Genomic DNA, 9,464 nt, shown 5'->3' with positions numbered 1-9,464 from the left:
CCTCCCCCGCCTCCGCCCCCTGCGCCTGCCCCGCCGCCCGCTTGTCCGGATGTGCAGGTGGTGTTCGCGCGCGGGACCGGCGAGCCGATCGGTGTCGGCGGGGTCGGGCAGGCGTTCGTCGACCAGCTGCGCGCCCAGGCCGGCCCACGATCGATCGACGTCTATCCGGTTAACTACGTGGCCAGCGGCGACTTCGGCAACCGCATCCAGTTCGCACGCACGGTCGTGGACGGGATCCGGGATGCGGGACAGAAAGTCGAGTCGACGGCGGCGGCATGCCCCGATACCGACATCGTGCTCGGCGGATTCTCACAAGGCGCTGCGGTCGCCGGATACGTGACTTCCGCTGAGATTCCCGAGGAGATCCCCGCCGAGTACCGCGAGTTCATCCCCGAGCCGATGTCTGAGGAAGTCGGCGACCACGTTGCCGCTGTCGTTCTGTTCGGCAGGCCCTCGGATCAGTTCCTGACCGATGCCGGCGCGCCCGCGATCGTCATCGGACCGTCGTATCAGGACAAGACGTTGGATTTGTGCGCCGAGGGCGACACGATCTGCAACGGCGCTCCCATCGGTCTTCCAAGCTTCGCGCACAACTCCTACATCGTGAACGGGATGGCCGCCGAGGGTGCGGCCTACGCGGTGGCGCGTCTCGAGCCGGCTCCGGCACCCCCGCCGCCGCCGGCCCCAGCGCCGGCTCCGGCGCCGTTGGCCGCGCCGGCACCGCCTCCGCCTCCGGCCCCCGCGCCGTTCGCGGCACCCGCACCCGCGCCCGCACCGCCGCCTCCGGCGCCCGCACCTGCCGGCTGAGCACTGCTCGTCGCGGTCTGCCACTCTCGAGTGGTGGACCAAGACGTGTACGACAAGGGCCGCGAGATCCGCACGGCGGTGCTCGGTGAGGCCTATGTGCAGAAGGCGGCAGACAGTGCCGACGATTTCACCGGGCCGTTCCAGGATTTGGTGACCGAGTACTGCTGGGGAGCGGTTTGGGGACGCGACGGCCTGTCCCACAAGACGCGCAGCATGCTCAACCTTGCGATGCTCGCGGCGTTGAACCGCCCCAACGAGCTTCGCACCCACGTCCGAGGCGCCCTGACCAACGGCGTAACCCCCGAAGAGATCCGCGAGATCTTCATGCAGGTCGCGGTGTACGCAGGTGTGCCCGCCGCGGTGGAGGCCTTCCGCACCGCGCGCGCCGCCTTCGACGACGCCGAACAGCGGTAGGGCGCGGCATGGACATCGGATTCGTCGGACTCGGCAACATGGGCTTCCCGATGGCAGACCGCCTGCGGGCGGCCGGGCATCGGGTGGTCGTCTGCGACGCCCGCCCCGAGGTGGTCGACAGGGCGGTTGAAGCCGGTGCCGAGCGGGCGGCCTCGGCGCGCGAGGTCGCCGACCGCGCGCCGACGATACTGACGAGCCTGCCGACCCCGCAGGCGTCGGAGTCCGTCGCCGCCGAGGTCGCCTGCGGGACCGTCGTCGAGCGTTTCGTCGACCTGTCGACGGTGGGACGCCAAGCCGCGCAGCGCAACAACGCGCTGTTGGCCGAGCGCGGGATCGCGGCGCTCGACAGTCCCGTGAGCGGCGGTGTGCACGGGGCCGAGGCGGGCACCCTGGCCATCATGGTGTCGGGGCCGCGGGCTCACTACCAGACGTGCGCACCGCTGTTCGAAACACTCGGGCGGGCGACGTTCGTCGGTGAGAAGCCCGGCGCTGCGCAGACGATGAAGCTCATCAACAACGTCATCGCCGCGACGACACTGGCTGTCACCGCCGAGGCGGTGGTGGCCGGTGTGAAGGCAGGACTCGACGCCCAGGTGATGATCGACGTCCTCAACGCCGGTTCCGGTGGCACTCACGCCAGTCGGGACAAGTTCCCGCGGGCGGTGCTGCCCCGCACGTTCGACTACGGCTTCGCGACGCGGTTGATGGTCAAGGACGTCCGGCTCTACCTCGACGAGGCCAGGGCGCTGGGCCTGCCGACCGAACTCGCCGACGCCGTGGGCCAGGTCTGGGAGGCGACGATGGCCAGCGAGGGAGCCGAATCGGACTTCACGGCTGTGGTGAAACCCATCGAAGCCGCCGCGGGGGTCGTGGTCGAGGGGTGACCCGGTGGCGCCGACGGTAGAGTTCTGCAGGTGAACACGCCGAAGTCGCGCGCACGTTGGGTGCGCGGGAGTCTGGTCGGATCGTGTTCTGCCGTCTTGACCGCGACCGCGCATACGTTCTCCGGCGGTCAGCTCCCCGCGGGATCGGCGCTGATCGTCGCCATGCTCGTCTGCGCCACCGTGGGCGCCGTGGTCGCCCGACCCGCGCTCGACGGTCGTCACGGGCGATTGCTCGGCGCCGTCGGCGCCCTGAGCCTCGCACAACTCCTCGGCCACCTGTCCTTCGTCATCGCCGGTGGGCACGTGCACTCGGCCGCCGCCCTGGGCCTGACGCCCGCGATGACCGCGGCCCATATCGGGGCCGCCGTCATCCTGGGAACAGCGATCGCGGCTGTCGAATACCTCTACGTCGTCTGCGTATCGGTGCTGCAGTGGCTGCGGATCTTCGCCACGGCCGGACTGCGCCCGCGCGCGCGGCGGGTACACCGTGTCGTCAAAACCGTTGTCGCCGAATCCGTCCTGTTGAGTTGCGGGCTCGGCATGCGCGCTCCGCCACTGAGGTTGGCAACGGCGGCTTAGCCCCGCCACGCACCGAGATCGGCCGCGACAGGCGTCGCGGCTTTCGACGCAACTCACCCACCTCAATTTCCGGCTCGACGAGCGTGCTCGCCGGGCCGCCGGCTGAAGGTCCGCCATTCATGACAACGACCCCCACTCTCGGCACGCCCGCGCGCCAGCGTCAGCGCGGCGTGCGTCCTCTGTTACTGCGATTGCATTTCTATGCCGGCGTTTTCGTCGGTCCGTTCATTCTGATCGCCGCTGTCACCGGCTTGTTGTACGCGGTCATTCCCCAGATCGACGACGCGGTCTACCGCGAGAAGGTCACCGTCGACAGCGTCGGGGAGCACCGACTCCCGCTGGCCGAACAGCTGCGCGCCGTGCGTGCCGCATACCCCGAGGGGATGGTGGAGCAGATCGGCCCGCCCGTCGCGGCCGATGACACCACGCGCGTCGTCCTCGCGGTCGACGACGTTCCGCCCGACTATGCGAGAACGGTATTCGTCGACCCGTACAGCGGTGAGATCCGTGGCGCGCTGACCACTTACGGCCAGTGGCTGCCGGTGCGCGCGTGGTTCGACGAGTTGCACCGCAACCTGCATCTCGGTGCCGTGGGCCGCAACTACAGCGAGCTTGCGGCGAGCTGGCTGTGGGTGATCGCGCTGGCGGGTCTGGCGCTGTGGTACCTGCATCGCCGCGACACCAAGAAGCTGCGTCGCATCGCGCTTCCCGACCGTGACAAGACGGATCGTCGCCGCACCCTGTCCTGGCATGGCGCGGTGGGGGTTTGGATCATCGTTGCGCTGCTCGGGCTGTCGGTCACCGGTATCACCTGGTCGCGCTACGGCGGTGAGACGGTCAATCTGCTGCAGGAAAGGCTGAACACCACAGCGCCGTTGGTGGACACCGCACTCATGCAGTCGGCCGACACCGACACGGACCATGAGCATCACCACGGAGGGGCCGTCGTCGGCGGTAGTGACGCTGCGCTCCACGGTGCGGACACCGCGTTGAGCGCGGCCCGCGCCGCGGGCCTGTCCGGCCCGATGTGGATGTACCCCCCCAGCGACTACGGCCAGGGTTGGGAAGTTGCAGAGAACAAGCGCGACTGGCCCACTCGGTATGACGCGGTCTCGGTGGACCCCGATTGCGGAGCGATCATCGACCGGGTGAACCAAGCCGAGTGGCCACTGCTGGCCAAACTCACCAACTGGGCGATCGACGCGCACATGGGTGTGTTGTTCGGTGTCGTGAACCAGATCGTGTTGGCGCTCACCGCGATCGGGCTGATCACGATCGTCGTCCGCGGTTACCTCATGTGGTGGCAACGCAGGCCGACAAGGGGTTCGGCGTGGGCGGCCGGTCGGCCGCCGCTGCGCGGCGTCCTGCGTGATCTGCACCCGGGGGTGATCGTGTTGCTCGTCGCCGGCGCTGTGGCGGTGGGCTGGGCGTTGCCGTTGTTCGGCCTCAGCCTCGCCGCATTCGTCGTCGTCGACCTGGTCGTCGCAGCGATCAAGAAGCGGGGCACCGGGCAGGAGGCGAAAGTCGATGTCTAACAGGATCTATCAAGCACTGGTACTTCTCATCGCTGCGGCCGTCGTGGCGGCATGCACGGCACACGGCCAACACGACGAAGGGCCGATGGCCTCAGAGGTAACGCTCGCCGACCAGTGGGCCAGCGCGGCCGAGACCGGTATGGCCGCGGTGTTCGGCACGCTCACCAACGTCGGGCACCACGACGCGCGCATCGTGTCGGGACGTTCGGACGCGGCCGGACGGGTCGAGGTGCATGAGGTCGCGGCCGATGCGGGTGCCAGGACGATGCGCCCCAAGGACGGAGGCTTGGTGATCCCGGCCGGCGGCTCACATGCGTTGGTGCCCGGTGGTGACCACCTGATGCTGATGGACCTCAAACAGCCGCTGCTGCCTGGTTCTGAGGTGACGCTGACTGTCGAGTTCGAGGACGGTTCGACGCTGCCGGTCACCGCGCAGGTGCGTGACTTCGCCGGTGCCAACGAGGATTATCAGCCGGCCACGGGTGGTTCCGCACCACACCATGACCATGGGTGACGGTGTGGCAGGCGGTCGGTTCCACCTCAACCGGCGTCGCCTTCTCGCGGGCGGCGCCGTCGCGGTGGCGGCCGGGGCGACGCTGACCCGCAGCGGGATCGCCCAATCCGCCGTCCCTGCCGACGCCGTCGACCGGGCCGTCGAACCGTTTCATGGGCGGCATCAGGCCGGTGTCGCGACGTCCCCGCAGGCGCACGCGTTGTTCGTCGCACTCGACCTCGAACCGCAGCCGCATCGCGGCCCGCGGGAGACGTTGGCAGCCGTGCTGAGGCTGTGGACCTCAGACGCCGAGCGATTGACTCAAGGCACTCCCGCGCTGGCCGACACCGAACCCGAACTCGCGCAACGGCCGGCCAGGCTCACCGTCACCGTCGGTGTCGGACCGGGCCTGTTCGACCGGATCGGGCTCGGGCATCGGCGCCCACAGGCGGTGGCCGATCCGCCGGCCTTCGCCACCGACCGGCTCGAGCCCCAGTGGTGCGGCGGTGACCTCCTGCTGCAGATTTGCGCCGACGACCCGATCACCGTCGCGCACACCAGCCGGGTGCTGCTCAAGAACGTGCGCGCCATGACCCGGCAGCGCTGGCGCCAGAAGGGGTTTCGTCAAGCAGCGGGCTCGGGTGCGCACAGTATGCGAAATCTGATGGGTCAGGTCGACGGGACCGCCAACATCGTCGACGGGGCGGGTTTCGATCGGCACGTCTGGGACTCCGGTGACGACCAGCCGTGGTTCGCCGGGGGTACGACGCTGGTGTTGCGGCGCATCCGCGCGGAGATGGACACCTGGGACGAACTCGACCGAACCAGCAAGGAACTCAGCGTCGGCCGTCGCCTCGACAGCGGCGCGCCGTTGACCGGGCGACGGGAAGACGACGTCCCGGACTTCGACGCGGCCGAAGACGGCATACCGGTGATCCCGCCGAACGCGCACATCGCGCTGGCCCGTCCACACAGCGACGACGAACGGTTTCTGCGCAGGCCCTACAACTATGACGACGCGCCGCCCGCCGGGCGTATCACGGACAGTGGGCTCATCTTCGCTGCGTACCAACGTGATCCGGCCGTACAGTTCACACCGGTGCAGCAGCGGCTCGCTGCGGCCGATGCGCTGAACGAGTGGATCACCACGATCGGGTCGGCGACGTTCGCGATCCTGCCGGGGGTCGAGCCGGGCGGCTACCTGGGCCAGACGCTGCTGTCCTAGGCGTCGGATCAGGATCTCGACGCGATCAACGCCGCACGGGCCAGCGTCTCTTCGGCCATCTTGACGTGCGCGGCGTCGACCAGCACACCCTCGACGCCCACCGCGCCGCGGCCGTTGGTCTCCGCTTCGCGGTATGCGGCGACGTTGCGTTCGGCCAGGGCGATCTGGTCGGGCGTCGGGGCGTACACGTCGTTGGCGATCGGCACCTGGTCGGGGTGAATGGCCCATTTGCCGGTGTAGCCCATCAGCGCCGACCGGCGCGCATCGCGCTCGTACCCGGTGAGGTTGCCGTAGTCGGGGTAGGGCGAGTCGATCGCGTCGATACCGGCGATGCGAGCGGCGACGATGACTTTGTTGCGGGCGTACGCCCAGAAGTCACCGACGTATTCGCCAAGCGGGTCGAAGTTGGTGTCCACCCGTGCACCCTGCGACAACGAGAAGTCACCCACCCCGAAGATCAGCGCGTCGAGACGGGAACTGGCCGTGGCGATGGCTTCGGCGTTGGCCAGTCCTTCGACCTCCTCGATCAACACCTCGAGCCGAATCCGGTTGTCCAGACCCAGTTTCGACTCCAGCTGGGTCAGCAGCACGTCCACCCACCAGACATCGCGGGGCGTGCGCGCCTTTGGGATCACGACGGTGTCGAGGTTGCGTCCCGCCTGCGTGACGACCTCGATCAGATCGTCGTGACACCACGGTGTGTCGAGGCCGTTGATGCGGATCGCACGCGCTGTGCTGCCCCAGTCGATCTCGTTGAGCGCCGTGATCGCCTTGGCGCGCGACTGCACCTTGAAGGCTGGCGGTACCGTGTCCTCCAGATCGAGGAACACCAGGTCCGCACCGCACCCGGCGGCCTTGGCGAACATGTGGTCGTTACTTGCGGGCAGGGCGAGTTCGGAGCGCCGCAGCAGGTTGGTCATCGAACCTCTTTCGTGGTCAGAGCACGCCGTCGGCGCGCAGTTGTGCGATGTCGGAGACGGACATGTCGAGCAGTTCGCCGTAGACCTCGGCGTTGTGTTCGCCCAAGCGCGGCCCGAGATGGCTGACCCGGCCCGTGGCCGCCGAGAACCGCGGCACCGGCGCTTGTACGGTCATCGCCCCCAACTCGGCGTCGTCGACCGGAACGAACACCTCCCGATGTCGAAGTTGTTCGTCGACGACCAGATCGGTGATGTCGTAGACGGGTGCGGCCGCCACCTCCTGCGCCTCGAACACCGCCATCGCCTCGGAAAGGGTCTTGGTGGCGACCCAGTCGGCGACCACCGCGTCGACCTCGCGGGCCCGGGCGAGGCGGCGTTGCGGGTCCGAGAAGTCGGCATCGGTGACCAGGTCGTCGCGACCGATGGCGCGAAACACCCGCAGCGCCAACGCCGGTGAACTGCCTGACATCGCCAGCCACCTGTCGTCGGCGGCGCGGTAGGTGTTGCGCGGCGCCGAGATGTCCCACCGGTTGCCGGCCCGTTCGGGCACCAACCCCAGTTGGTCGTAGCCGAGCAGCGTCTGTTCCAACAGCCTGGCCAGCGGGTCGATCAAGTTGATGTCGATCAACTGGCCCGGCGCCCCGTGCACGTCGCGGTGGTAGAGCGCCATCATCACCGCGTACGCGGCGTTCAGCGACGCCACCCCGTCGGCGAGCATGAACGGCGGCAGCGTCGGTGGGCCGTCGGCCGCTCCGGTGATGTGGGCGAAACCGCTCATCGCCTCGCCGAGCGTGCCGAAGCCGGGGCGCTCGCTCTTGGGCCCGGTCAGCCCGTAGCCGGTGATATGCAGCATCACGATCCGGTCGTTGAGCGCGCGCAGGCTCTCGTAATCCAGTCCCCACTTCTGCAGGGTCTGCGGTCGGGTGTTGACGACGACGACGTCGGCCTGTTCGGCCAGACGGCGGGCGATGGCTTGTCCGTCGGCGCAGCGCAAGTTCAAGGTGATGGATCTCTTGTTGCGCGACAACGACTTCCACATGAGCCCGACGCCGTTGCGCTGATTGCCCCAGGTGCGGATGGGGTCGCCGTATCTGGGGTCCTCGACCTTGATCACCTCGGCGCCGAACTCGCCGAGGTACGTCGCCGCCAATGGGGCCGCAGCCAGCGTTGCGAACTCGAGTACCCGCAGGCCGTCGAGCATCACGCCGGAACCCGCGCGGGTGGGCGCTGCAGCCCGAGGTGCCCACGCAGCGTCGAGGACTCGTACCGGGTGCGGAACAGGCCGCGACGCTGCAACTGCGGAACAACCATGCGGACCACATCTTCGAATGCGCCGGGTAAATGCGTTGCGGCCAGCACGAACCCGTCGCAGGCGTCACCGGTGAACCACTCGGCCATCTGGTCGGCGACCTGTTCACCGGTGCCGACGAACCGCGGTCCCTGCAGCAGAGTGGCGCGGTGGCCGGCGAGGTCGCGCACCGTGACGGTGTCGCCGCCGATGTGATTGCGCAGGTTCTGCACGAGTCCGCGGATTCCGGAAACCGATGCGATCATCTCGTCGGTCACCGGGTCGTCGAGGTCGTGTCGGGCGAAGTCGTAGTTCATCAGCTCCGACAGCAGGGTCAGCGAGGCCATCGGGTGCACCAGATCGTTGAGGAACATCGCCTCGCGCTCCTTGGCGTGCGACTCCGTCTCGCCGACGACCGCATAAGCCATCGGGCAGATGCGCACCGCATCAGGGTCGCGCCCAGCATCGGCGATGCGCGCCTTCTGATCGGCGTAGTGCTCACGCGCCACCTCCAGGCCGGGGTCGCCGGTGAAGATCAGTTCGGCCCAGCGCGAGGCGAATTCGCGTCCGCGGCCTGACGAGCCGGCCTGGATGATGACGGGACGTCCCTGCGGTGTTCTGGGGACAGTCAGCGGTCCGCGCGCGCAGAAGTACTGGCCGACGTGACCGAGTTCGTGCACCTTCGCCGGATCCGCATACTGACCTGACGTCCGGTCGTGCAGCACCGCGTCGTCTTCCCACGTGTCCCACAAGCCGGTCACCACGGCGAGGAATTCGTCGGCGCGGTCGTACCGTTCGTCGTGGCCGAGGTGGCTGTCGACGCCGAAGTTCTGCGCCTCGCTGTCGTTGACCGACGTCACCACGTTCCACGCGGCGCGGCCGCCGGACAGATGATCGAGCGTGGCGAACGTGCGCGCGACGTGGAACGGGGCGTAGTAGCTGGTCGAGTAGGTGGCACCGAGCCCGATGTGCGACGTCGTTTGCGCCAGCACGCCGAGCACGACACCAAGATCGAGCTTGACCGGGCGCGCGCCGTAGCGCGCGGCCTCGGCCACCGAACCGCCGTAGATTCCGGGCATGGCGAGCCGGTCGTCGAAGAACATCAGGTCGAAGCAGCCCTCTTCGAGCTGCCTGCCGATCTTGGCGTAGTAGCCGGCGTCGAGGTAGCCGTGCTCGGTGGCGGGGTGACGCCACGATCCGGCGTACACCGAGGTGCTGCCGGCTTGCATGAAGGCGACGAGCGCCATGTGATCGGTCCGGGTCATGGTCCTGAAAGTTAACATTTGATATATCAGATTTCAAATGTGGGGTGTTTTGCC

The 9,464-nt window shown here is 68.3% G+C and carries 10 protein-coding genes; 7 read left to right on the top strand and 3 right to left on the bottom strand.

What is annotated here, in order from left to right:
- From A5790_RS12840 to A5790_RS12810, 7 genes are all read left to right on the top strand, one after another.
- On the top strand, positions 1-807 hold an 807-nt coding region (locus A5790_RS12840), incomplete at its 5' end, for a cutinase family protein (protein ID WP_156656377.1).
- A 33-nt stretch (positions 808-840) separates the two neighbouring features.
- Entirely contained in the window at positions 841-1,221 is a 381-nt protein-coding gene (locus A5790_RS12835; RefSeq protein WP_066844520.1) for a carboxymuconolactone decarboxylase family protein, read from the top strand.
- Positions 1,222-1,229: 8 nt separating this feature from the next.
- A complete protein-coding gene (locus tag A5790_RS12830) occupies positions 1,230-2,105 on the top strand; it encodes an NAD(P)-dependent oxidoreductase (protein ID WP_066844467.1) in 876 nt (291 codons plus the stop codon).
- A 30-nt stretch (positions 2,106-2,135) separates the two neighbouring features.
- Positions 2,136-2,684 (top strand): hypothetical protein, encoded by a 549-nt coding sequence (locus A5790_RS12825; protein ID WP_066844465.1) that lies wholly within the window; start codon positions 2,136-2,138, stop codon positions 2,682-2,684.
- 119 nt (positions 2,685-2,803) lie between these two features.
- Positions 2,804-4,219: a PepSY domain-containing protein gene (locus tag A5790_RS12820; RefSeq protein ID WP_066844517.1), complete on the top strand. Its 1,416-nt coding sequence runs from the start codon at positions 2,804-2,806 to the stop codon at positions 4,217-4,219.
- The gene (locus tag A5790_RS12815; protein WP_066844462.1) at positions 4,212-4,733 is read left to right on the top strand and encodes a copper chaperone PCu(A)C; all 522 of its coding nucleotides are present in this window, start codon (positions 4,212-4,214) and stop codon (positions 4,731-4,733) included. The genes A5790_RS12820 and A5790_RS12815 overlap by 8 nt, the downstream gene beginning before the upstream one ends.
- Positions 4,726-5,937: a Dyp-type peroxidase gene (locus tag A5790_RS12810; RefSeq protein WP_066844514.1), complete on the top strand. Its 1,212-nt coding sequence runs from the start codon at positions 4,726-4,728 to the stop codon at positions 5,935-5,937. Before A5790_RS12815 ends, A5790_RS12810 begins: the two co-directional genes overlap by 8 nt.
- 8 nt (positions 5,938-5,945) lie before the next feature.
- Here A5790_RS12810 and A5790_RS12805 read toward each other — a convergent pair whose 3' ends face one another.
- Genes A5790_RS12805 through A5790_RS12795 form a run of 3 tightly spaced genes read right to left on the bottom strand, consistent with a single transcriptional unit; the run spans position 5,946 to position 9,410 of the window.
- Positions 5,946-6,857, bottom strand: coding sequence for a CoA ester lyase (locus A5790_RS12805; RefSeq protein ID WP_066844459.1), 912 nt, complete (start codon positions 6,855-6,857; stop codon positions 5,946-5,948).
- Between the two features lie 16 nt (positions 6,858-6,873).
- A complete protein-coding gene (locus A5790_RS12800) occupies positions 6,874-8,058 on the bottom strand; it encodes a CaiB/BaiF CoA-transferase family protein (protein WP_066844456.1) in 1,185 nt (394 codons plus the stop codon).
- Complete coding sequence (locus A5790_RS12795; protein WP_066844453.1) at positions 8,058-9,410, bottom strand: LLM class flavin-dependent oxidoreductase; 1,353 nt, start codon at positions 9,408-9,410, stop codon at positions 8,058-8,060. The genes A5790_RS12800 and A5790_RS12795 overlap by 1 nt, the downstream gene beginning before the upstream one ends.
- Positions 9,411-9,464: the final 54 nt, after the last annotated feature.

This window comes from Mycobacterium sp. 852002-51152_SCH6134967 (assembly GCF_001667105.1).
Lineage (GTDB): Bacteria > Actinomycetota > Actinomycetes > Mycobacteriales > Mycobacteriaceae > Mycobacterium > Mycobacterium neumannii_A.
The sequence above is the reverse complement of the archived record's forward strand: the minus strand, read 5'-3'. Positions and strand labels throughout refer to the sequence as shown.

What these genes read in the sequence shown, in the direction of transcription:
- A5790_RS12830 (WP_066844467.1), top strand. Translation starts at nt 1,230, where the DNA reads ATGGACATCGGATTCGTCGGACTCGGCAACATGGGCTTCCCGATGGCA.
- A5790_RS12820 (WP_066844517.1), top strand. Translation starts at nt 2,804, where the DNA reads ATGACAACGACCCCCACTCTCGGCACGCCCGCGCGCCAGCGTCAGCGC.
- A5790_RS12815 (WP_066844462.1), top strand. Translation starts at nt 4,212, where the DNA reads ATGTCTAACAGGATCTATCAAGCACTGGTACTTCTCATCGCTGCGGCC.
- A5790_RS12810 (WP_066844514.1), top strand. Translation starts at nt 4,726, where the DNA reads ATGGGTGACGGTGTGGCAGGCGGTCGGTTCCACCTCAACCGGCGTCGC.
- A5790_RS12805 (WP_066844459.1), bottom strand. Translation starts at nt 6,857, where the DNA reads ATGACCAACCTGCTGCGGCGCTCCGAACTCGCCCTGCCCGCAAGTAAC.
- A5790_RS12800 (WP_066844456.1), bottom strand. Translation starts at nt 8,058, where the DNA reads ATGCTCGACGGCCTGCGGGTACTCGAGTTCGCAACGCTGGCTGCGGCC.
- A5790_RS12795 (WP_066844453.1), bottom strand. Translation starts at nt 9,410, where the DNA reads ATGACCCGGACCGATCACATGGCGCTCGTCGCCTTCATGCAAGCCGGC.